We start from the raw sequence: 22995 nt of genomic DNA on the forward strand, positions 1-22995 counted from the left end.
TATCAGAAACAAGATGGGTATTTGGGCTTTTTGTATCTTTACTCATGGAAAAGTTTGTTTAAAAGTTTATACACCTCAAAGATAATGATTATCAATGAGATAACAAACTTTTCCATTTTTTTATGAATAATTCAGGTTAGAGTACGGATTTCTAAAATTAAACTCTTTGGTAAAAGTGAGATTGAATTCGTTTCAACAGGTAGTCCCTTCTATTCATTAAGAATATTTAAAAATCCTTTTGTAAAAGCTTGTCGTTTAAACTCTAAGAATTTATCATCAAGTTCAATTATTAGTTGGGCATTGTAAACAACAAATTTGTCTTTATAAGAACTATCAAATTTTTTTGCCTCAAAAATTTGATAACCCATTCCTGTTTCAGGTACGGATAGAAACTTTTCTGTGTCTGAGGAATAGGCTTTGTAAATCATTGTTGTGTTATTTTAAAATTGCTGCTAACTATTCAGGATTTCATCTGCAAATTACGAAAAAAATAAATATTAAAGACAATTGGATATTTATAGTAGATAAATCTGGGTTGAACAAAGCCACCTATACATCAGAAGTACTAACTAGGAGAAAGCAATATTCATTTACTAATTGACAAAAGGCTTATAGGATATACAATGAGGGAATAGGACATACAGTTTGTCCTACGGACGCAACGAATGCTTAGTTGTTATAGGCTGTTTTTAATTCTTAATCAATGTAAATGTCTGCTTAGTATCGTCTCCAAAACTGAACATATAAATACCTCCCGATAAATTACTAAGTTCAATTGTTGAATTTTCAGTATTCAGTTTTCCTGTCATTGCTATTTTGCCCAATTGGTCGGTAATGGTATAAGTAGCACCAATCAGACTTGCATTCACCTGAACATTTATATTGCTGTTGGTAGGGTTTGGATAAACCTTAAACAGATTTTGTTCAACGGCTTCGCTGATTCCGAAATTGTTAATCACAGTTAATATTGCAACCGTAGAAGTATCGCTGCAAGAAATAGAAGTTACAATGCAACGGAATTGTTGATTGTTATTTGCAAGTGTTGTGTTTGAAACAGTCAATGTGTCATTTGTTGCTCCGCTATATTGACCAGCATTGCTAATGTTCTGAAAACCCAAGCCTGCATCTGTTTGCCATTGGTAACTAATATTAGTTCCTGAAACGTGAAGAACAAATTGCGCGCTAACGCCAACGTTTACATTTTGGTTTGCCGGCTGAGCAATAATCGAAAAGCACGCCTGAAACAACACAGGACCATGTGGTGATGCCAATTGGGTGGTAATCAGGTTCTGAACATTTGCTCCAAATAAATCACTCCGGAATACACGGTTAGCGCTCATATCTGTATAGTAAATCAATGAGTTGGTCGTATCAACAAAAAATCCACCTGGCTGAAAGTTAAAGAGAAGATTGTCGTTCGTGCCGTTATAGTTTATCTTTCTGCAGGTGCCGCCATCTCCAAAATAGATAACGCCATTCTTTACATCGAGTCCCAGATATTCTACATCATAGCCGGAAACTATTGTTACGTTATTGGTTCCGTTCAGATCAACACGATATAAGCCCATAGTTGCACCAATAATATACTGTCCGTAAAACAAATATCCGTGGACCAAATCAATATCCACATCCCCAACGTAACCCAGACCTGAGAGGAAGGTTACTTGGTTTGTTCCATTCAGGTCCGCGCGATAAATTTTGTTTTCTGGTGTGCTTCCCCAGTAAATATGTCCATTTGCAGTGTCAACGGCAATGCCACAACTGTAACCACCGGCAGGGTAAGAAACTAAAGTATCGAAACCGCTGCCGTCATAATTCATAGAGTAAATGCCATAATACCACGCCATATAAATCTTCTCATGTACTGGGTCAACATCAGCATCATAAAATGACTGAAAAAGTCCGCCTATATTAATAGTATCAAGATTGCTTCCGTCTATATTGGCAATTACAATCTGCGAATTGTTATTGTCGCCTATAAGCATTTTGTCGTATTGCGCATTGGCACCTGCACTAAATAGTAGGAAGAGGATGAGCAGTTTAATACTGAATTGGTACTTGCAACTATCAAACCTTTTGGCTGTAGCAATAGTTGTCTTGGCCATAATATAACTAATTAAGATAATTGATTTTTTCATTTTATTTAAATTTAAAAAATTTCTACTCATTTGGCTTTTCGGTGTCGCCCCGTTTTTGTTGTGGTCGCTGGTCTCCACTTTTTAGATTTATTGATACCCTTCTTTAAATATTAAACAAATGTATATATTCCTGAACAGATTTCCAAATCATTAAGTAATGTACCCTATAAATGCCTAATATTACCCCACCCATTAGCTCCTTTTATGCATTTTCTCATAAAAGTAATAGCTGGTATCAACTTTTAATAAATGATGACTGGGCTGCTCTCGTTTAACAACTTTAATCACAGGTATGAACCCCGGGGCAAGTTGAGCTTGCGAAATGCCGCTCCAGCGGCGCCCTGGCCCCTTTTTCCGCCCCAAGGGGCGGGGTATTATACCTTCCGACTTTGTCGGGATTATTCGACTTACAATTTTTGATGCACCTTCGGCTTTCAAAAATCGAGTCTCATAAATAAAAAATAGGACAGAAAGTTTGTTTTTTAGAGAACCCTTTTTATATATTTGTTTTTGATAACAGCATCAAAAAAAATAGTTTTCTGATATATTTAATAAATACAAGGAGGCAGTTATGAAGAAGGGTCTGACGCGAAGAGAAATGTTAAAACTTTCGGGTGGTGTCGTCGGAGGGCTGGCACTGGGAAGCACTCTGAGCAGCTTTGGTAGCAGACCGTCCGGTGTGCCATTAACGGATCCAGCTGAAAAAAATTCCTTATTTGACGCATTGCCTGTTTTTCCGCTTGGGGAAGAACTGGCAACAGACGAGATGAGGATTACATTCCTGGGGACATCCTGCATACCACGGCTTTCACAGGAGTGCAACAGCATCTTTGTTGAAGTAGGCAGCGGGGATCAATTCGTTTTTGACTGTGGAACAGGCGTAGTAGCTAAATATAATGCCATGGGTATTCCGATGAGCAGGATGAACAAGATATTTCTGACACATCTTCATGGAGACCATATGAGCGATCTGACCCACATTTATTGTTTCGGACCTGCAGAGGACCGTAAATCGCCCCTATACATATGGGGACCATGTAATTCCGGATTTACGTACACTGATCCTGATGGAAATGTCCGTGGTCCCTTTGATGACGGGACTAAAGCTTTCTGTGAGAAATTCAGGGAAGTGATGCGTTGGCATACCGAAAGCTTCAGCTTTGGAGCAACCAGCTATCCTGATTACGAGATACCTTCTCAGGAAAGCTGGGGGCTGCCGGTTAATCCAGTTCCGGTGGGCTCCGATACGCCCGATGACGGCTTCGCCATTATACCCATAGAACTGGACTGGACAACATCAGGCATAGTGGCTGGTGATAATGTCGCTTATGATAATCCGGTCACCAAAGTAAAAATAACACATTTCCCGGTGATACATTGCAGACAAGGGTCTATTGGTTACAAACTGGAGTGGAATGGCTTATCGATGATATTCAGTGGTGACACAAAGCCTAATTATCATATTATCAGGCAGGCAAGTGGAGTAGATGTGTTTATCCATGAGATGGTCATGCCTGCAGATGTCTGGGCAACAAAGAATTCGGGATTACATCCCGGAGATCCTAACTGGCCTGCAGTGTTTGGTTACGCCAAACAGGTCCAGAACAGCTCTCATACCCCGCAGGGTGCTTTTGGTTATATTCTGAGCCAGATTACTCCACCTCCACGACTAACTGTAGCTACACATTTCCAGGCTGCTGACGATACGATTGCTTCGGCTATGAAAAGTGTTCGTAACCATTATCCTGCAGGCGAGGTCACTTTTGCCACGGATCTCATGGTCTTAAACGTCTCCAAAACCCAAATTAGCCAGCGGAGAGCTGTTGTTTCAGCATTTGCCTTTTATCCGGTGAGTACACCACTCGATGAAGTTAATACTCCGAAGTATTGGAAGTATAATGCTCAGAATAAAAAAGTCGGAGATCCATTCGCACAGATTGATATAACAGAGGCGGTTCCGGCTGTTGATCCGGATACAGGTGATGTCAATTATGATGAAAACGGCTATTGATTCATTGATTCATCCATGGATAGTAATTCGAATTATCATGTAACTTTTTAATATTTATAGAGATGTCAAAATCATCCATCCTCACTGTATTGATGTTTATTTCCGTGGTAATTTACGGACAAGACCTCACCATCACCTTTACCGCTACAGGTGCAGCCACCCAGATCGATAATGTGACAGCCACAAACCTCAGAACCAACCAAAGTGTCACCATGCCCGGTGATGATACTTTAATACTTGCAGTTAATACAGGAATCCCTTCCTTTTGGGATTTAAACCAAAAAGGAATCGTATTTCCAAATCCGTTTTCGGGCAAGACAACTTTGGTTACAAACATTCAGAAGCCGCAAACGGTTTATATAAGAGTGCAGAATCTTACCGGGCAGACAATAGTCCAGGACCAAATTGACGTTCAATCCGGGTTACAGAATTTTGCATTTTCTGTATCCAGGACTGGGATTTATTTAGTCAGTCTCACAACTGATCAGGGAACGGCCAGTTATAAAGTCATCTGCACAAATGCAACTGAAACAGGGAACGGGATACAATACGCCGGTATAGAACAAGGTACTGACCAGGCACCTTCAACACCCCAGTTTAAAAGTTATACGACCGTTTACTCCCTGGGATATGCGATTGGTGACATAATCCATTATAAATGCAACAGTGGTATCTACACCACGATTATAACCGATATGCCTGCCTCCTCCAAGAATTACGAAGTTGAGTTTGTCGCCTGCGCTGATCCTGACGGAAAGGGTTATGCAATTGTGAAAATCGGCACCCAGATCTGGATGGCCGAGAACCTGGCTTACCTGCCAGCTGTCAGTCCATCAAACATCGGTTCCGATTCTGCAAAATACTATTATGTGTATGGTTATGAAGGAACAAGCGTCGATGCAGCCAAAGACTCGGCCAATTATGCAACCTTCGGGGTTCTTTATAATTGGCCCGCTGCTATGGATGGAGAGGATGGCAGTAACTCTGTTCCAAGCGGGATACAGGGAGTTTGTCCGACCGGTTGGCATATGCCGAGTGATGGGGAATGGAAAATTCTGGAAAAGAACCTCGGGATGAGTCAGTTGGACGCAGATAGCATCAATTGGCGGAATTCAGGGGAGGTAGGGAATAAACTTAAATCCTCAACAGGATGGCTCGACGACGATAATGGCACCAATCTGAGTGGCTTCACTGCTCTGCCGGGCGGCTACCGCAACACTCATGGTGTATTTCGCAGCATTGATAACTATGCCCTCTTCTGGTCGGCCTCCAACACCGACACCTTATCCTGGTACCGGAATTTTGCCGGCATTGACGACGGCGTGTACCGGCACACCACCTTCAAGAGCCATGGGTTTTCGGTCCGCTGCGTTAAGGACGACTGACCTCACCCCACTCTTCCTGTGGTTATGTCACAAAGGGATGACTTCTCCGGCTCGGAGATGTCATCCCTTTGTTCTCTTTATGGTCTGCCGTTTGTTTGTCGCCATTTCAGAAGCATAATTATCATAGCCGATTTCCTTAATTCGTTTGATACATGCCGGCCGGTCTGAATTAAAAATTACTCCAAAAAGACGTGAAATGAAGTTGTTGAACTTTGTGCATGCCATGAAATCGACTTTTGTGCAATCGGCACAACTCAAATACTTATTTTCGATAGCGCAGCGTCTGGTTTTGCACCATGTCGCTTTGACATTTTCAAGACAACCGGGGCACTTGCCTTTCAAATATGTCCGGCACGCACCACAGTATAATCCGCAATAGGCTATCAGGTTCTTGTCTGTTACGATTTGCTTATTTCCCATAATTCCGTTTTTAATGACTTCATTCCTTTTCAATAGTATTCAATGTTCCGGCTGCAAATGCATCGCGGATTGTTGCCTGTGCGGGTGGGCAAATTGCTATTAAATATGAAGTATGAAGCACTAAGTATTTAATATTTAGTACTTCATACTTCATGCTTAATAGTCAGAATAAATCCGGGTTGGCATTTATGCGTTCGTATATTCCCCCGAATGGCAAATATAGTGAAAGTAATGTCCTTTTGGCTATTCCGTGAGCAACTTAATATCTGTCGCTGTGCATAGTTAAAAATAGTTGTTAACATGGGATAGTTTTGTCCAGACGTGAAAGACGCAGTTTTGTAAAGTATTGATATTCTCGCTATTAAAAAACAGGGAATTAAATTAGGTTTTCAGAAAACGATCCAATACATTTGCGTTGAAAATGGCATTAAAAAAAATAGTTTTCAGAGATGCCCATATCAGATAAAAATATATATTTGTTCTCAACGATTATTCACATCTAAATGGACGACGGACCGGCGCGATATCATTTAATTACCCTGGTATAGAAGGATGACATCCCCGCTGATGTGCTTCCTTCATATTACCATTGCAGAAAGGAGGCACATATGTCTATTCTCAAAACATTTTACCTGAGTCAGGTTATAGGTAAGAAAGTTAATGACGCAAGTGACCATTACATTGGTAAAGTCACCGATTTTCTGGTTGACCTGGTCCCCTTGCTTTCCGATACGTTCTCGGCAAGAGCCAAAGTGACCGGAATAAGGATTAAAACACATGAAGGCAAGAAAAGCTATTCCATATCAGGCTTCAGCATACAGAAAGTAAAAAAGCATCTGGAGGTCACTTGCCTAACCTTAATTGATCTTCCCAGGGAGATCGAAAATGAAGGAATTTTTCTTTGCGACTCTGTGCTGGACAAACAGATTGTTGATATAAACGGTCATAAAGTTGTACGTGTCAACAACATACGGTTGGTCACAATAGCGACAGGAATTTACGCCATAGCTGTCGATATTGGAATGGAAGGATTATTGCGGCGTATCGGCATTGATAAATTAATGCAGAATTTTACCTCATTCTTCAGGTTGACCATCCCTTCAAAATTCATTCTCTGGGATGACGTTGAAGCCATCGATTACCGCAACCTGAATATCAAGCTGTCGAAGTCATCATCGAAACTTAATACCCTTCACCCCTCCGATCTGGCAGATATTATAGAAGAGCTTGACAAGGCATCGAGCAAGATTGTATTCGAATCACTTGATGAGGAAAAAGCCGCCGATGTTCTTGAAGAACTCGAACCGCATGCCCAGGTCGATATGATTGAAAGCCTCCCCGTCGACAAAGCAGCCGACGTTCTTGAGAAAATGCCGGCAGATGAAGCAGCAGATATCATCGAGGTCCTTGAGACTGACAAAGCCGAAAGCCTTCTGACCGAAATGGAACACGAAGCATCGCAGGAAGTCAGGGAACTGTTGAAATACCACGATAAGTCAGTTGGAAGTATCATGTCAACCGAATTTCTTGCCTTCCATAAATACGACTCAGTTTCAGAAGTTCTTGCTGAACTTCGTATACAAAAACCTGAGGAGGCAACATTATACACTTTATTCGTGACAGGGCTGAATAATGAACTCATAGCTACTTTCACACTGCGTGACCTGGTCATTACCGAGCCGGATCAAAAGGTGGAATCCATCATGCATCTTAACCCGGTAGTTCTTAATGATGAGGATGACATTGATGAAATCGCCGAAGTGGTTTCCAAATACAACATGCTTGCTGTTCCTGTAACTGATCATAGAAAGAAATTACAGGGAATGGTGGTGGTTGACGATATCGTTGAAGATCTGATCAAGAAAGGCAGAACAAAACGTTAAGACACACTTTACTATGATGGCGGTATTTTCAAGAAGAAACAGATCTCTTGTCAAGAGGATTGTTTTATTTCTGACAATACTCGGGCCTGGCATTATAACCGGAAGTGTCGACAATGATGCCGGAGGTATTACAACCTATTCGGTTGCAGGAGCTGTTTATGGGTATAACCTGATCTGGACCTTAATCCCTTCATTCATAGTGCTCATCGTCATACAGGAGATGAATGCCCGTATGGGTATTGTCACCGGAAAAGGATTAGCTGATTTAATCAGAGAAAATGCCGGGGTGAAAGTGACGTTCTTCATCTTTATCGGGCTGCTTCTCGCGGATATCGGCAATACCACAACTGAATTTGCCGGTGTTGCAGGAAGCATGAATGTCTTTGGGGTGAGTAAATACATCTCCGTACCTGTCGTTGGATTTATAGTATGGATACTGGTCGTCAAAGGAACGTACAAAATTGCGGAACGGATATTTCTGGTGTTAAGTGCAGCATTACTCATGTATATTGTTTCCGCTATTATGGGAAAACCCCATTGGGGGGAGATAGGGATGTCAATCATTAAACCACAAATGGAATTTAGTACCGAATCCATCGCTTTGATCATCGGGATCATAGGGACTACCATAGCTCCATGGATGCAGTTCTATATGCAATCGGCTGTGATTGAGAAGAACCTGAAAATGAAACATTACAAATATACCCTCCTGGATGTGATAGTCGGTTGCACGGCCACTGTTGTTGTTGCATTCTTCATTATTGTGGCATGCGCTTCAACGCTCCATGAAAACAATATCACCATTCTGGAAGCAAAAGATGCAGCCATGGCTTTAAAGCCATTGGCAGGTAATCTGGCTTCAATCCTTTTTGCTTTTGGGCTTTTTATCGCCTCTATTTTTTCAGCTACAATCCTGCCTTTGGCGACAGCATTTTATGTATGCGAGGCATTTGGATTTGAAGCAGGGATTAATAAAAAATGGGAGGAAGCACGCGAGTTTTATACGCTTTACACGGCAATAATTGTGCTGGGCATGATCATCATCCTGCTACCAAATGCGCCCCTGATAAAAATCACTTTGTGGTCGCAGGTGATTAACGGCATTCTTCTGCCAGTTGTGCTGATTTGTATGATCTTGTTGGTAAATAATCCGAAGATCATGGGTAAACATGTAAACAGACCGATTAACAACATCATCGGATGGAGTGCTGTGGCCATACTGATCTTACTTTCGGTTACATTGATCCTGATGCCTTTTCTGCAAAATTTATAAAAGCCATTTAAACCGGTAAACTAAATGATGACGATTTACAATATTTGTACTTATATATCCAGATTAAGCAGAAGACATACATACCGCATAAGCTTCAGCAAGGCTTTCGATTTTTTTGTCCGCTGCCTTAGTTGATGCGTTCTAATTTTTCATACATCGCACTGAGAATCCATAATTTGTGTTGATAAGGCTGCGATAGACGGCGGTGGAATCATGTTCAATGGTGCGTATCCAGGCCGATGCTGTGCCGATACGTGTTGATGACTACCAGGATGTGGTCACACCAGCTATGTCCTGTATCATAATTCAGATTTTCCTTCAGCCAGCACTGGTTGCCGATCTGAACCGTGTTGTACGATTGCCCATGATAAACTATTAGCAGTGTCGATGGGCAGAATTCACCCAGGATAGCGGTCTTCTCATCCACCTTGCATCCGGTGTGCAAAGTGATTAAGATATATGCTATTATTATAAGTGCCGGTGATAAGGAAGACTGATTTCCCATTAAAATTATCGTTTCATAAATATACATAAAACTGATAATTTTTGATCAGAAATCCAGAAGCAATTCAAATTATCCTGATGGAAATCATCTCCTGTATGTGGAATTATGAAAAAAACTGGAAGGGTAAAATGGTGGTAAGGAAAGGATTAATTTTTAAAATCCGATATTTGTCCGTGATTAAAAATATTTTTAATTTTACATCCTTCATTCTTCATGCTTCATTTTTCGATCTTGGGGTATTAGCTCAGTTGGTTCAGAGCGCATGTTTCACAGACATGAAGTCACAGGTTCGAGCCCTGTATGCCCCACAAAACGTATCTTCTGTCCATTCCGATATCGATTTCTTAGTGTTGGATAATTACTGATTGTTTATACAGACCGGAATCACAAATCCCACTGTTGTTATCATCCCGCTTATATTGAGTTCCTCCATAGCAGGGGGAACCAGGAGGTTATAGCGGATATCAAATGACAATGATACTTTATCATTCAGCTTTATTGCCAACCCTCCACACACATGATAGCCATAAGTAAACGAATGATGTGCATGTTCAAGGCTGAGGTTTTTGTCGCTCTTTGCGCATAATCCGAAACCTCCGCCTAAATACGGAACTACCTTAGTGTCGGGAACAGGTAATTCATAGAGCAGCGAAATAAAAACCGGAACCAGATACAGATGGTGCCGGCCGGAGTTATATTTGAAGGAGTTATATCCAAATCCGGCCGACACACCGATAGTGAGGCGGGATATCAACGGAAAATCATAGCCGGCAAAAACCACCGGCGACAAGAGGTAAAATTCGCGGGCAGCTTCATCTGTAAAGTCATAGATACCGGCCCTGGCTGTCACTTTCTGTGCCTGAACCTGGATCGATATCGAAAGAATCAATACCTCACAGATTAAAATCTTCAATAACCTCATTAAAAATACCGATAGTTTTTACGTTTATCCTGTTTTCGCTGCTGTAAAAGGAGATTTTGACAAAATGGTAATAATCCCCTCCGGAACCATGATACAATGAAGCTTCCACTCCCCCTGTGGTCAGATAGGTCATCCCATCATATTCATACCTGTTGAAGACATGATCATGCCCGGCAATAACAGCTCTTATCTTTGGATGTTGGAGAAAGAGAGAGTGGAGATCATCTGCATTTTTCAGGTTCGATCCCTTGAATTCACCCTGGGGATACAGTGGATGATGCATAAAAATAAAAATATTCTGAACCGTGTTCACCTCTTTAACTGAATCAAGCTGATGTATAAGCCAGTCCATCTGACCATTTCCAATGCTCTGCTCTTCGCCTCTCCGTTCAGTATCCAGAATGATAAAGAAAGTATTATGGTTGTTGAATGAGTAATAAAAGTTGTCATTTGGCAGGTTCAGTTGTTTCCTAAGAAATTCTTCCGAAGCAGGGTCGTTGCCTTCATGATTTCCCCTGACAAAGTAGAGGGGAGTCCTGTCGGTGAGGGGCTTTGAAATATGCCAGAAATTGAGCCATTCGACTTCATTTGCAGGCCGCAGCATGATATCGCCGCAGCAAATAGCCAAAACGGGTACAGGATCGATCTTGCTGATGTTACCCACAAGCTGCCCGTATAGTCCATATCCCTGTCTTACATCGCCCATGACGATAAATGACCAGCCCTCATCACCCATTTCCTGAACATCATCCGCGCAATGAATGAAACAAACCGGCACTATCAACAGTAAAAAGATTACCAGGGAGATTTGTTTTCTTTGAGGCATTTGAGGCATTCAAACAGTACAGGTTATAAAGATAATAAAAATCACCTGATATTTCATTATATCTTTACAAATGACTTAAAGTGACCATACCTGTTATGTTAATTAACTCAAAACGAATATAATGCTAAAAAAAATTGCAATTATCTATTCAGTTCTGACTGCTATCTTATTCATTCTCGCCTGTGAGAAACTGGATGTAAAGGAGGATTTTGGTCTGGAAATGGAGATTATTGTCGCTTCTGCCACAGCCGATTTCGATGTGACAGTCATGCTGGATGCTGCTGCTGAAAGCAGCATTATTGACGAGTACAGTACACATATCAAAGACATCGAAATCCTGGAGGCAAAATATACCATTACCAATTTTGTAGGTACGGATGACCAGCAGATCGATACGATGACCATAACTGTCGCCGATGAAACAGGTGGCGGTATAGTGAATATCTCCACAATGAACAATATACTGCTGCCGCCATTGGTTGGCAAAGAAGAGGTATTGCCTGTCAATCAGGCAGGTGTAAGCCGTTTCATAGATCTTTTGAAAAGTCCGCCACATAAAACCCAGTTCCATTTATATGGCACAGCCAACAAAGGGCCACTGGATTTTACGATAAAACTCAAATTCGATGTACGGATGACAGCTAATCCTCTGTAAGTTATAGGTTTAATTCATTGACAGAGCCAGATAAACAGCTATTATGAATAAGTTTAATACACTGATACGGATATTGGTCGTGTGCTTATTATCCTTTACTTCATGTAATAAAGACAAAACTACTGATGAAATCGAGGGACGAGAAATAAAAATCGGACTTTTACTGCCGGTGACGGGGAGCGGAGCATCGGCCGGTGAGAGCATGCAGGCAGCAGTTAACATTGCTTATACGGATATAAATAATTTTCTCACTAACATAGGTTCCCTGTGGCGGCTGAATCTGACTATTGAAGACACCAAGACTGACACGGTAGTGGTGCGGCAAAAGCTGACGGCCATGAGTGAGAAGGGCATTCAGATTGTCGTCGGGCCATATAGCAGTGCTGAAGTGAGGGCTATAAAAAACTATGCCGATCAGATGGGCATTCTGCTGATAAGCCCTTCGAGTGTAGCTCCTTCCCTTGCCATTGCAGACGACAATGTTTTCAGGCTGGCGCCCTGCGATCAATACCAGGGAGAGGCTATGGCAGCCATGCTTGCCGCTGACAGCATGATAGTTTTAATCCCTGTTGTCCGTGATGATATTTGGGGCAATGAACTTCTGGAAGCTACATCTGCAAAATTCAGCCAGGGAGGTGGAAGTACCATGGAAGCAGTAAAATATGATCCATCGGCACAGGATTTTGCACCATACATCAGCCAACTTATCACTAAAGTCTCTGAAGCGCTGTCGTGGCATGCGGCTGATAAGGTCGGCATTTATCTCATCTCCTTTGGCGAGGGCACGACGATCCTCAACCTGGCATCATCTGAAATCCTTTTACAGGATATAAATTGGTATGGCAGTTCGGCTTATGCCGAAGAAAAGTCACTGCCGCTGAATCTGCAGGCAGCAGCGTATGCCAGCTCACATGGCTTTTCCTGTCCTGTGTTTGGATACGATATGTCGGCCAAAGATAAGTGGCAACCCTTGCTGAATCAGATACAGTCGACCATAGGCCGCAAGCCGGAAATTTATGCCCTGGTGGCTTATGATGCGCTGTGGCTGGCTGCATTGACGCACCTGGCAGTAGGCCATTATACCGATATTAACACCCTCAAATATGCCTTCACGTGCCAAGCCAATAATTTTTTCGGCGTCACCGGAAGGACAACACTTAACAGTGCCGGCGACAGAACTTATGCCACCTATGATTTCTGGGGGATAAAACAGTCCTTAAATGATTTTCAATGGCAGCTTGACGCCACGTACAATAATATGACCGGTGAGCTGGTGAGGTACTAGTCGGCAGTCGGCAATCAACAGTCAGCAGTCAGCAGTCGGCAGTTGTCAGTTGGCAATCAGCGGTGTTCATCATAATAAATTACCGATATAGCTTTCACAGAGCGGTCGGAGAAAAAATCAAATGCCGGAAACACCGAAAAATCACCGCCATCCATGTCACCCTTGCGGTCAATGAGCAACAATTTCTGTTGGTCGTTGCGGTTAAAGATCTCACTGTATGAAAAAACACAGCGGTAGCCGTCGGCAGCGACGATGGCGAAGAGGCCATGCCGCAGGCTCCCTGCATTTATTGCATATTCTTTTCCCAGCAAGTCGTCTATCGGCACACCATTAAAGGTTGATATACCGTGTATTCCACGTCCGCGGCCGTAAAAGACAGTGGGATAATGCTGCTTTTGATAGCCGTCGGGATACTTCTTAAGAGTGGTGATAAGTTCCGCATTATTGAATATCCGGATTTCAGGGGAATACAGGGGATCCATATCCCGTTTTACAGGAAAAGATTCCGGATAGGATCTGACCGTTATTTTCACCGGATTGGAGATGTTCCGTTCGGACACCAGGTCACAACCTGCCACCAGCTTAGGTTCTTCCGGTAGTGGCCACAGCTCTTTCGTCTTTGATGGTACAATGCGTGTCACCTGTATAGCAATGATAATGTTATGGCGTTGTGAAGGATAATATATCTCACCCCAGCTGAAAACCACTTTCTCCCCCTTATTATTTTCTACCTCGACAAACAGGTCGATGATGGGTGAAAACTCCATTTCATTCTTCTTTTTCAATATCCTGTCATTTAAAATATCATACAGCGAATAGCCATCATAGCGGTATGCGCCAACGAAAACTGCGCTGTCGTCCTGCAGTCGTGTTTCCTTACAGATGATAGAATGTAATGGCAACAGGGATAAATCGGCTATTCCCGGATTGGCAATCTCGCCGGTTACTTCAATCCGGGGAACAGATAATAGACCTGTCAGCGCATCATCATAAAAGTCATTGGTCTGAGCCTGAAGCATTAAAACTGCAGTACAAAGTGCCATTAAAAGAATAACGGGTTTCTTCATGGGATTTATTAATTATTTATGAATCATTTTAAGGAATTCTAATCATCTGACGTAGTGATATCTGAATCTTTGACTTTCAGGTCTTTCAATATCTCATCCACTTCATGCCCGGTGGATGCCAACTTTTCCTTGCAGATCTTTATCAGCCTGGCGGCGCGTTTGACTTTTTCTGACAGGATATCGACCGATATCTCACCCTGTTCGATTTCTTCAATGATGGCCTGAAGCTCTTCATAGGCCTCCGTGTAAGTGATCTTCTTTTCCATGATCTGTTTGTATTGAAGTGACGTTACTGTTGATAGTGCCGGAGAACAAGTGGGTTGTGATGGCCTCTCCCTGTTTCAGCACTCCGGCATCAACTAGAGGTTTCCCTTTGTATTGTGTTATACTGTATCCTCTCTTAAGAACATTCAGGGGATTGAGAAGCTGAATTTTCGTTTCACTACTGTTGAGAGCATAATGTTTCCCGCTGATGTATGTCAATACAGTGTATTTTAAGGTGCCGTTAGCATCCAAAATTTCTTCGCCTGCGGAGAGCAGGAAATCGTGTATCGTTGTATGCAGGCCCCGGAGAACATGGCCGAACCCGAGCCTGTATGTATCCAGTATATGAAGCGTCAATGATCTGAACAGCCTGATGCTCTCCTGCAGGTTATGATTTTCAGTGACAAGCATATTTTGAGCATAAGCGACGATTCTGTTCTGCATGTCATTTATCTGAACCGAAAAATCATGAAACCGCTGCACGAGAAAGTGGCCGACATCGGTTGGTGTGATCTTATTGGTGTGGGCGATCATCTCTACGACTGTTTCATTTGTGGAATGGCCTATGCCGGTAATGACGGGGATGGGGAAAAAGGCTACCTCCCTGGCCAGGGCATAGTGATCATAGCAGCTCAGGCCTATATCGTCACCCCCGCCGCGGATGATGGCCACCGCATCAAAAAAGGAAGCCTTTCGTTTAATGATAGAGAGCTGCTTTATGATGGAGTCCACGGCTTTATCACCCTGTAAAATAGCCGGGAATAAAACATGAATGAACGCATACCCCCAGGGATTATGATCCAGTGTGATCATCAGGTCGCCGTATCCCTTTGATGTTTCGACAGATATGATAGCGATATGTTTCGGCAGAAGGGGCATGCGAAGCTGTTTATTTTTTTCGAAGAGGCCTTCATTTTTCAGCTTTTCGATGGTATCTCTTTTTTCGCGGGCCATCTCGCCGAGGGTAAAGGCAGGCTCTATATCAAGGATATTCAACGCCAGGCCATAGACCTCATGGAACGTGATGGTGGCGAGCAACAGCACTTTCATGCCGCCGTCAAGGGGTTCTTTTGTGACATCTTTGAATTTGCGGGAGATGGCAAAATAATTGTCAGCCCAGATGGTTCCTCTCATCTGGGCTTTGATAGTGTTTTCCTGCTTTTCAAGAAGATCGGGATAACAATGGCCGCTATAGGGGTAATAATTCAGTTTGGCTATTTCGGCGATGACCCAAAAGCTGCTGGGAAATTCACCGGCCAACGCATATTTTATGGCACCGGTGATCTCTGAAAGAGTGTATATGGTCCGGTCGTTAATGCTGTCGGGCATCAGTGAGAGTTATTATCAGTTTTTCGACAGGAATATATCCTGTATTAAAATCAACTGCAAAATAATAAATATCCATTGATTCATCTTAAAATTGCGGATTTATCTATGAAAATAAATTCTGTTAAGAGTATCATTTCTTTATATGCCGTTTTCTTTTGCTTGTCCAAAAGAAAACGGCGAAAAGAAAAGGACAGCCTGGGTTTTCGGCGACCCACTAAGGGCTTGATTCCTAAGCCAGTCGAGCCGTTCTCCAGACCAAAGTCTGGAGAACTTTTGTGCCTGGCTTTTAACGGAATCTTCGCCCAGTGGGTGCCCCGCCTGCAAACCCCAAGGCAACTAAAATAGTGCTACTGGACAAGCAAAAGAAATGGCATAATAATATTAATTTTTTTCATACTTTTATCCAATCAATTGGTATGAATCCCAAAGCAAGCTCTGGACTCAAATTCCGCAGCGAGCTGCGGGGAATCTGACCGATCCCGACTCGCTTCGCTGTCGGGATTAATTCGACTTTCAAATTTTACTGCACTTCGTTTGTAAAATTTGAGTCTCATTAATAAAAACAAAAAAACTATGCCCCGGATATCTGCAGTTTTAATTGTTTACAATGAGGCGCACAGCCTTCCTCCAACGCTCGAGAAACTTCAATGGTGCGATGAGATCGTGGTGGTGGATTCGGGGAGCACCGACCACACCGTTGACATTTGCCTCTCTTATAATTGCAGGGTGCTGCAGCGGGCATTTGACGGGTATGCCTCTCAAAAGCAGTATGCGGTAGATCAGGCTTCCAACGACTGGGTGCTGTCGATAGATGCCGATGAAGTTTTATCTGACGGACTGGTAAAAGAGATGAAACAGGTTTTTGCTAAAGAATCGCTGGAAGTAGCCGGATTTTATGTTCCCCGCCGTACATGGTTCATGGGAAAAATATTGCGCTTCAGCGGATTACGGCGCGAAAAGCTTATCAGAGCCTTCGACCGCACCAAAGGGAAATTCACCACCTCAGCAGTACATGAAACCATAATGGTGACGGGGAAACTATCCGCCTTCAGGCATCCGGTGATCCATTATACTTACAGCGACATTGCCGAGCATCTGAGTAAGACCAACAGGTACACTTCGCTGGCGGCGCAGGATTATTTCAAGCTGCATAAAAGATCTTCCAGGCTGATGATCATCATGCAATTCCCTTTTAAATTTTTAACTGTCTTTCTCTGGAAAGGTGGTTTTCTGGATGGCTACCAGGGGTTTATGTTCGCCTTCATGCATGCGGTGTCATCCACCATCAAATATGCCAAGCTGCTGGAAATGGAAGCAGAAAAGGGATGTCATCTCGAACGAGATGTCATCCCTTAAATTACAATCCCTCTTTAATGACTTTCTTCGATAGATAGAGATTATCGTTTTGTAGGACAATTTGATATACTCCCGGTAAAAGAAAATCGCTATTAAATTTCAATTTATATTTCCCTTCCGATAATTCTCCTTCGCTTATAACTTTTACAATCCTATCATTCAAATCAACAAGCCTTAATGTCATCTGGCCGGGATCAAGAATCTTGAAACTAATTGTCACTGTTCCGTTAACCGGATTAGGATAAACCTGGAGGCTATTTTTATTGTCATTAGCCAAATCTTTCTTCTCTATACCGGTACCTGGGAGTACATCCCGGTTATACACCGACATCTGTGCTGAATCTTTTGTGCATGGCAATCCTGCGACACCGGCGAGGTAATTGCACCAGTTGGTGAGGCATGCGGCGAAGCTGCTGCCAGGCAGATCGGGGTCGGTTTCACCGGGGTCATTGGCAACGGGAGTGAGGATAAACTTCGATGTGTACCAGTCGGCCACCACAGGATCGGTTGAAGCAGCCAGCATGTTGGTATTATGCAGGTAATTCAGATTATTCGGTCCGACACCCGATGTCCAGGCGGCATCAATAATGCTCAGGCGGGGATAACAAACCTCCATGACACGTGCAACAAGGGCATAAGTACCAAAGAAGTAATCGCTGTGCATGGTGTTCCACCCTCCATAGCGCTGGCTGGAATAAGCGGTTGTGAGGACGCCGATCCAGTTTTTTACGGCTATGGTGGCACCGGCCGTACCATGGGCTTTCAACACCGGGAAATCGATGATGCATAGTTTTTCCTCACAGACTGCGTTCGGCACCACCTATGATTATACGCTTGGTCTCACTGCCGGTGACTGACATTTTTATCCTGAATGAAAAATTCTTTCATACAAATATAGGGTAACATTCATACTTTTTCAGGATTAACAGAAAAGAGTTGTTTAATTATTTATGAATGGCATGTCACTAAAAGACTTCATCAGATTATTTATTCAGTTGTTATGTTGTTGTTTGTGCAACCTGGGCCTGACACAAATACCCCTTTCCTTTGACCAAGAACAACATACGGAGATGTTAAAAAACCTCTGTGATGAAGAAAGGGGCGATACGACTATACGGATAGTATTTTACAATCTTGAAAACTTTTATGATACCATTAATGACAGTCGTAAAATGGACGATGAGTTCACGCCGGGGGGTGCTAAAGGCTGGAATGCATTCCGGTTCCGTAAGAAGCTGAACAACACCTATAAGACCCTTCTGGCCACCGGGGGCTGGGAGCCACCCGATATCATCGGCTTATGCGAGGTCGAGAACAGGTATGTACTCGATAAAATCATTCTCGGTACACCTTTAAGGCGTTTCAAATATCAGGTGATACACTATGAATCGCCGGATGACCGAGGTGTGGATGTCGCTCTCTTCTATCGTCCGGGAGAATTTACCCCTGTCAGCCACAAACCTGTAGCAGTTCGCTTTCCAGGCGACAGCCTTGCAGTAACACGGGATATCCTGTATGTGAAAGGCATTGTCGCAGGTGCCGATACCATTCACCTTTTCGTCAATCACTGGCCTTCACGCTATGGAGGTTATATGGCGAGCATGATGAAACGTTTCCGTGCTGCCGAAGTCTTGCGGCAACAGGTGGATTCACTGTTTTCTGTTAATCCTGTCTCGTATATCATTATCATGGGTGATTTCAATGATGAACCAACCGACGAAAGCATAACCAGTATCCTCGGGGTTTATAAGGACACTGCGCGAATGCAGCCTGACAGGTTATTCAACCTGATGCCGGAGGCCATCAGTTCTGATCACCCCGGCACCATTAAATTCAGAGATCAATGGTTTACTTTCGACCAGTTCATTGTATCAGGTTCACTTTTAGGCGAGCAAAAGGATCAAAACCTCTTTGGTGCCTGTGCAGGAATTTTTTTTGCTCCATTTCTTCTGGAAGAAGATGAAGCCTATTTTGGCTTTAAGCCATACAGGACCTTCACCGGGCCAAATTACAGGGGAGGCTTTAGTGATCATCTGCCGGTGTATCTGGATGTGAGGATGAGACAGGTAGGGAATGGCGAATAGCGAATGGCGAGGAGCGAATAGCGAATGGTGAGGGGCGGGATAAAAAACTTAGGATTTTGTGTTGAAGATGGAGGGATTTTTATAAATTCACGGCACGAAAAAGAGCCAGGCAAAAATGGTTAATCACCTGACCAGTAATTATTTCACCAGCCAGCGGCAGGCATTTGAAAAAAACTTACCGCTTATCGACGATATTCATAGCCAGGATGCCATCCATGATATACGGGTATCGCTAAAAAAAATCCGCACCCTTTTCATGTTATTTGAGTTCATCGCACCTGAAAAATTCAATAGTAAGATCTACTTCAGGAGTTTGCGCCGATTGTTCCGGCAGGTGTCCGTGATACGGGATCTGCAGGTACAGCAGAATCTCATTAAAGAGATGGCTGACATATCGGATGGCGATTGTGCCGGATTCATCGATTTTCTCGCTGATCTCGAAACAAGGGAAAGGAAAAAACTTGAGCAGTGGCTCACGGGTTTTGTCCTGCCTGACATGAACGCATACCAGGCTGCTGTCGACACTTTTTCAGAAGAAATGGATGAGGGATTATTTAACGAAAAGCTGACTGCCTTCATCAATGAAAAGTTGATGATAATAAAGAGTAAAAGTACGGGTATTCCGGATGATGAAACCCTTCATGATATTAGAAGACTTTTAAAGGAAGCCCGGTTCATGATTGATCTGAAATGTGCCGGAAATACCGACAAACTGCAAGTACCTGAACTACATAAGGCCATTAAGGCCGCTGAAGAGATTCTCGGTAAGTGGCACGACATGACCATCGGAGCCATTTTCATGCGGGATTACATAGCCGACCATAGTACACAGGATCAAAGCCCACCTGAATATTGCAACAACTTTCTGTCGTACCATCTTGAAGAAAAGGAGAGGCTTGAAAAAGTCTCCATCGCAGCCATCAACGGCATTATATCAGATTTTAAATAAATTTCGTATCTTTACTTCAGTTACAAATTCTATTGTTTAATCCCCTCTTCACTTAAAATTTCAATTATGATTTACATTACCAAAATTGTTGAGTACTCATACGAAGATGCCTTGGTGAAGGTGACGGAAGCGCTGAAAAAAAGAAGGTTTTGGCGTCATCACTGAAATTGATGTCAGGAAAACCCTGAAAGAGAAGATCAATGAAGATTTCAGGAAATACAAGATACTGGGTGCCTGCATTCCGCGGTTTGCCTTCCAGGCGTTGTCACTTGATCCAATGGTGGGGCTGCTGATGCCCTGCAATGTTATTGTGCAGGAACACCCCGATGACAAGGTGGAAGTCACCACCTTTAATCCCATTTCAAATATGCCCGGAGTTGCGAATCCGCAGCTCGAGGATTTGTCGAAAGATATGGAATGTAAACTGACTGACGCCATTAAGCAATTATAGTGCTGAAAGAAGTATGTGCCTTACCAGGAAAAGATAAATGCCCCACTCTCCGGCACTATATATGGCATCTTCTTTAAATTGGTCCCTTCATCTCTCCATTTCCCTGTTTTCCAGGATTTATTGGAAGAGTCAATGATTATGCAGGTTACATCAAACAGAGCATGGATATCTTCAAGGGTTATCCTGGCGTTATGACGGATGATGGCGAAATCGACTTGCATTTTTGCGCTGACAGATGAAGGCTTTCGGAAGTCATCATCAATGATGACTATCCGTTTATCCCTGAACTGTATGAAATGACCATAAGAATAACAGCAAGGGTTGCCGGGGCACAGGCCTTTATAACGGGCTGTTTTGTCCAACATGATGGGGTAACCTGTTTTCAATCCAAGTGAAATCCAGAAATCGCGTATTAAACGCTCGGTCTTTTTCCCGTCTGTCAATACTGCACTGTCTGCGATCAGAACATGCGACTTCCCATCGATGAGATCATAGGCCGATGACCCGGGTACACTATACACGGCTATGATGCACTGCCTGCAACGCTCCAGATTTCTTATGAATAACAGAGTACACAGCACCAGCAGGATCATCAGGGCAGATATAAGGTAGTTGGGCCTCCTCTTCTGCCAGAATATAACCAGGCTGACGATCATTCCATATATCAGGATGCATTGTAAAAGAGTCACCGAAATGCCGGTAATTGTTGAGTAGGGTAAATATTCAACTTTATCGACAGTGAATAACATCAACCGGGTCATAAACAAAATGATCGTTGCCAGCAAAGATGAAATGACCGCGACAGGCGACATGATGAGGAAAATTATACCAGCATAGATGACGAAAGTGGACAAAGGTATTATGATCATATTAGCGAGAATGAAATAGACAGGGAACTGATGGAAATACATCAATGCCAGAGGCAGCGTGCCGACCTGTGCGGCAAGGGTAACGGCTATTATAGACCAGATCTGGCCGGGTATCCACCTTTTGATGGAGAACATCTCATAGATAGGCCGTTGCAATGCGACAATACCTATTACGGAAGCATATGACAACTGGAAGCCGGTATCGCTGATCAGGAATGGACTGAAAAGAAGAAGAAGAAATGCCGACACGACGAGGGTATTATAGATGCTGGTCATCCGCTGTATGGAATTACCCACGGCAACAAGGCTGAACATGGCTGCAGCCCTTAGTATCGACGGTCCGAAACCCGTTATCAGAGAGTACAGCCACATCAGCATGATGACCAGCAGCGTATGACTAAAACGGCCCAATGCTCCTTTTCTCAGGAATCCAAAAAGTGAATTCAGCACGACATAGATAAGCCCGACATGCATGCCCGACACGACGAGGATGTGCAGCACACCGGCTGCCGCAAAATCCTGCTGCAGGTCCGCATCGAGGTCATCCTTGGCGCCTATGAGTAAGGCTGTCACAACTGCAAATTCATCTTTATCAGTGAAGGTACGGCGAAGCGTGATCATGATCTTTTCCCTCAGCGCATTTGCAAAGGCTCTCACCGGTTTACCCCTGTTGCTGTCGAGCAACTTCCACGACCCAGATGACACGAAGGCTGAATGATATATTCCCTTATTTGCCAGATATTTCTTATAGTTGAACTGGGAGGGATTAGCCGGTGGGGTAATCAGACTGACCTTCTTCCTGAAAATGATCACATCTCCATACCTGACATCTTCTGACAGGCTGTCCTTCTGAAGATAAACGATTATTGTCCCGGTAGCGGCTGACCATTCTGCCGTATCTCTTGCAGCCCAGACTTTCATTCGGGCCGAATAGGATTTTTCTTTTTCCGATAAGGGCTCATTCACCATGCCAATTATACAATCAGGCGGGACCCGCCGGTTGATGATATGCTGGTGATCAAACATCCCTGTGGATTGGATGGTGATCTGATATCCAAAGATGTAAAAGAGGACCAGGATAGCTGCGCCCTGTATCCACTGGTGGGAATAGGCCATAAAACGGCCGGAATGAAAAATAAGGAAAAAAATGCCAACCAAAAAAAGGTAAATAATCAGAGCCGGCATGTAAAACCGGTATCCGGTGAGGGAAGCAGTAACTATCCCGGCGATATAAACCATCAGCAGCCGGAATAACGGAAATGGATTCCGGGAAATCATCGCGGATGTTTATATTTTATCCGGAAAGGAGGAAAATGTGACCCT

General features: G+C 43.3%; 21 protein-coding genes and 1 tRNA gene. 11 read left to right on the plus strand and 11 right to left on the minus strand.

Features of this window, described 5'->3' with window-relative positions:
- Positions 1-209 precede the first annotated feature (209 nt).
- Complete coding sequence (locus tag NT175_12710; GenBank protein ID MCX6235556.1) at positions 210-428, minus strand: hypothetical protein; 219 nt, start codon at positions 426-428, stop codon at positions 210-212.
- A 261-nt stretch (positions 429-689) separates the two neighbouring features.
- Positions 690-2138, minus strand: a complete 1449-nt coding sequence (locus tag NT175_12715; protein MCX6235557.1) for a T9SS type A sorting domain-containing protein — start codon at positions 2136-2138, stop codon at positions 690-692.
- 571 nt (positions 2139-2709) lie between these two features.
- Here NT175_12715 and NT175_12720 point away from each other — a divergent pair.
- Together NT175_12720 and NT175_12725 are read left to right on the plus strand one after the other, a co-directional pair.
- Positions 2710-4149, plus strand: coding sequence for an MBL fold metallo-hydrolase (locus NT175_12720; GenBank protein MCX6235558.1), 1440 nt, complete (start codon positions 2710-2712; stop codon positions 4147-4149).
- Between the two features lie 62 nt (positions 4150-4211).
- A complete protein-coding gene (locus NT175_12725; protein MCX6235559.1) occupies positions 4212-5534 on the plus strand; it encodes a T9SS type A sorting domain-containing protein in 1323 nt (440 codons plus the stop codon).
- 60 nt (positions 5535-5594) lie between these two features.
- Here NT175_12725 and NT175_12730 read toward each other — a convergent pair whose 3' ends face one another.
- Positions 5595-5954: a DUF3795 domain-containing protein gene (locus tag NT175_12730; GenBank protein ID MCX6235560.1), complete on the minus strand. Its 360-nt coding sequence runs from the start codon at positions 5952-5954 to the stop codon at positions 5595-5597.
- Between the two features lie 608 nt (positions 5955-6562).
- Here NT175_12730 and NT175_12735 point away from each other — a divergent pair.
- A complete protein-coding gene (locus NT175_12735; GenBank protein MCX6235561.1) occupies positions 6563-7837 on the plus strand; it encodes a CBS domain-containing protein in 1275 nt (424 codons plus the stop codon).
- Between the two features lie 16 nt (positions 7838-7853).
- Positions 7854-9110 carry an Nramp family divalent metal transporter gene (locus tag NT175_12740; GenBank protein ID MCX6235562.1) on the plus strand — a complete coding sequence of 419 codons (1257 nt, stop codon included), beginning with the start codon at positions 7854-7856 and terminating at the stop codon, positions 9108-9110.
- Positions 9111-9327: 217 nt separating this feature from the next.
- On the opposite strand, the gene NT175_12745 is transcribed toward NT175_12740, so the two are convergent.
- Positions 9328-9615, minus strand: a complete 288-nt coding sequence (locus NT175_12745; GenBank protein ID MCX6235563.1) for a hypothetical protein — start codon at positions 9613-9615, stop codon at positions 9328-9330.
- A 233-nt stretch (positions 9616-9848) separates the two neighbouring features.
- On the opposite strand from NT175_12745, the gene NT175_12750 reads away from it, so the two are divergent.
- Positions 9849-9923: transfer RNA gene (locus NT175_12750), tRNA-Val, on the plus strand.
- A gap of 50 nt (positions 9924-9973) precedes the next feature.
- Here the strand turns inward: NT175_12750 and NT175_12755 are convergent.
- Positions 9974-10537: an outer membrane beta-barrel protein gene (locus NT175_12755; protein MCX6235564.1), complete on the minus strand. Its 564-nt coding sequence runs from the start codon at positions 10535-10537 to the stop codon at positions 9974-9976.
- A complete protein-coding gene (locus NT175_12760) occupies positions 10509-11363 on the minus strand; it encodes a metallophosphoesterase (GenBank protein ID MCX6235565.1) in 855 nt (284 codons plus the stop codon). The genes NT175_12755 and NT175_12760 overlap by 29 nt, the downstream gene beginning before the upstream one ends.
- A gap of 121 nt (positions 11364-11484) precedes the next feature.
- Here NT175_12760 and NT175_12765 point away from each other — a divergent pair, with 121 nt between their 5' ends.
- Together NT175_12765 and NT175_12770 are read left to right on the plus strand one after the other, a co-directional pair.
- The gene (locus NT175_12765) at positions 11485-12018 is read left to right on the plus strand and encodes a hypothetical protein (protein MCX6235566.1); all 534 of its coding nucleotides are present in this window, start codon (positions 11485-11487) and stop codon (positions 12016-12018) included.
- Positions 12019-12061: 43 nt separating this feature from the next.
- Positions 12062-13303, plus strand: a complete 1242-nt coding sequence (locus NT175_12770; protein ID MCX6235567.1) for a penicillin-binding protein activator — start codon at positions 12062-12064, stop codon at positions 13301-13303.
- 56 nt (positions 13304-13359) lie between these two features.
- Here the strand turns inward: NT175_12770 and NT175_12775 are convergent, their stop codons facing one another.
- Genes NT175_12775 through xseA form a run of 3 tightly spaced genes read right to left on the minus strand, consistent with a single transcriptional unit; the run spans position 13360 to position 15963 of the window.
- Positions 13360-14370 carry a hypothetical protein gene (locus NT175_12775; protein ID MCX6235568.1) on the minus strand — a complete coding sequence of 337 codons (1011 nt, stop codon included), beginning with the start codon at positions 14368-14370 and terminating at the stop codon, positions 13360-13362.
- 38 nt (positions 14371-14408) lie between these two features.
- On the minus strand, positions 14409-14639 hold the full coding sequence (gene xseB, locus NT175_12780) for an exodeoxyribonuclease VII small subunit (GenBank protein MCX6235569.1): 231 nt from the start codon (positions 14637-14639) through the stop codon (positions 14409-14411).
- Positions 14602-15963: an exodeoxyribonuclease VII large subunit gene (xseA, locus tag NT175_12785; GenBank protein ID MCX6235570.1), complete on the minus strand. Its 1362-nt coding sequence runs from the start codon at positions 15961-15963 to the stop codon at positions 14602-14604. Before xseA ends, xseB begins: the two co-directional genes overlap by 38 nt.
- 573 nt (positions 15964-16536) lie before the next feature.
- Here xseA and NT175_12790 point away from each other — a divergent pair.
- On the plus strand, positions 16537-17319 hold the full coding sequence (locus NT175_12790) for a glycosyltransferase family 2 protein (protein ID MCX6235571.1): 783 nt from the start codon (positions 16537-16539) through the stop codon (positions 17317-17319).
- A 1-nt stretch (position 17320) separates the two neighbouring features.
- On the opposite strand, the gene NT175_12795 is transcribed toward NT175_12790, so the two are convergent.
- Entirely contained in the window at positions 17321-18136 is an 816-nt protein-coding gene (locus tag NT175_12795; GenBank protein MCX6235572.1) for a DUF362 domain-containing protein, read from the minus strand.
- A 253-nt stretch (positions 18137-18389) separates the two neighbouring features.
- On the opposite strand from NT175_12795, the gene NT175_12800 reads away from it, so the two are divergent.
- The 3 genes from NT175_12800 (at position 18390) to NT175_12810 (ending at position 20803) form a co-directional block, all read left to right on the plus strand.
- Positions 18390-19403 carry an endonuclease gene (locus NT175_12800; GenBank protein ID MCX6235573.1) on the plus strand — a complete coding sequence of 338 codons (1014 nt, stop codon included), beginning with the start codon at positions 18390-18392 and terminating at the stop codon, positions 19401-19403.
- A gap of 115 nt (positions 19404-19518) precedes the next feature.
- On the plus strand, positions 19519-20352 hold the full coding sequence (locus NT175_12805; GenBank protein ID MCX6235574.1) for a CHAD domain-containing protein: 834 nt from the start codon (positions 19519-19521) through the stop codon (positions 20350-20352).
- A 226-nt stretch (positions 20353-20578) separates the two neighbouring features.
- On the plus strand, positions 20579-20803 hold the full coding sequence (locus NT175_12810) for a DUF302 domain-containing protein (GenBank protein ID MCX6235575.1): 225 nt from the start codon (positions 20579-20581) through the stop codon (positions 20801-20803).
- 20 nt (positions 20804-20823) lie between these two features.
- Here NT175_12810 and NT175_12815 read toward each other — a convergent pair whose 3' ends face one another.
- Complete coding sequence (locus NT175_12815; GenBank protein MCX6235576.1) at positions 20824-22950, minus strand: ComEC/Rec2 family competence protein; 2127 nt, start codon at positions 22948-22950, stop codon at positions 20824-20826.
- Between the last annotated feature and the right edge of the window lie 45 nt (positions 22951-22995).

It is taken from the genome of Bacteroidota bacterium (assembly GCA_026391695.1).
Taxonomy (GTDB): domain Bacteria; phylum Bacteroidota; class Bacteroidia; order Bacteroidales; family JAGONC01; genus JAPLDP01.

Coding starts and splice junctions, on each gene's coding strand:
- NT175_12725 (MCX6235559.1), top strand. CDS start 4,212: ATGTCAAAATCATCCATCCTCACTGTATTGATGTTTATTTCCGTGGTA.
- NT175_12735 (MCX6235561.1), top strand. CDS start 6,563: ATGTCTATTCTCAAAACATTTTACCTGAGTCAGGTTATAGGTAAGAAA.
- NT175_12745 (MCX6235563.1), bottom strand. CDS start 9,615: ATGGGAAATCAGTCTTCCTTATCACCGGCACTTATAATAATAGCATAT.
- NT175_12740 (MCX6235562.1), top strand. CDS start 7,854: ATGGCGGTATTTTCAAGAAGAAACAGATCTCTTGTCAAGAGGATTGTT.
- NT175_12790 (MCX6235571.1), top strand. CDS start 16,537: ATGCCCCGGATATCTGCAGTTTTAATTGTTTACAATGAGGCGCACAGC.
- NT175_12755 (MCX6235564.1), bottom strand. CDS start 10,537: ATGAGGTTATTGAAGATTTTAATCTGTGAGGTATTGATTCTTTCGATA.
- NT175_12800 (MCX6235573.1), top strand. CDS start 18,390: ATGTTAAAAAACCTCTGTGATGAAGAAAGGGGCGATACGACTATACGG.
- NT175_12805 (MCX6235574.1), top strand. CDS start 19,519: ATGGTTAATCACCTGACCAGTAATTATTTCACCAGCCAGCGGCAGGCA.
- NT175_12710 (MCX6235556.1), bottom strand. CDS start 428: ATGATTTACAAAGCCTATTCCTCAGACACAGAAAAGTTTCTATCCGTA.
- NT175_12760 (MCX6235565.1), bottom strand. CDS start 11,363: ATGCCTCAAAGAAAACAAATCTCCCTGGTAATCTTTTTACTGTTGATA.
- NT175_12765 (MCX6235566.1), top strand. CDS start 11,485: ATGCTAAAAAAAATTGCAATTATCTATTCAGTTCTGACTGCTATCTTA.
- NT175_12720 (MCX6235558.1), top strand. CDS start 2,710: ATGAAGAAGGGTCTGACGCGAAGAGAAATGTTAAAACTTTCGGGTGGT.
- xseA (MCX6235570.1), bottom strand. CDS start 15,963: ATGCCCGACAGCATTAACGACCGGACCATATACACTCTTTCAGAGATC.
- NT175_12715 (MCX6235557.1), bottom strand. CDS start 2,138: ATGAAAAAATCAATTATCTTAATTAGTTATATTATGGCCAAGACAACT.
- NT175_12775 (MCX6235568.1), bottom strand. CDS start 14,370: ATGAAGAAACCCGTTATTCTTTTAATGGCACTTTGTACTGCAGTTTTA.
- NT175_12815 (MCX6235576.1), bottom strand. CDS start 22,950: ATGATTTCCCGGAATCCATTTCCGTTATTCCGGCTGCTGATGGTTTAT.
- NT175_12770 (MCX6235567.1), top strand. CDS start 12,062: ATGAATAAGTTTAATACACTGATACGGATATTGGTCGTGTGCTTATTA.
- NT175_12730 (MCX6235560.1), bottom strand. CDS start 5,954: ATGGGAAATAAGCAAATCGTAACAGACAAGAACCTGATAGCCTATTGC.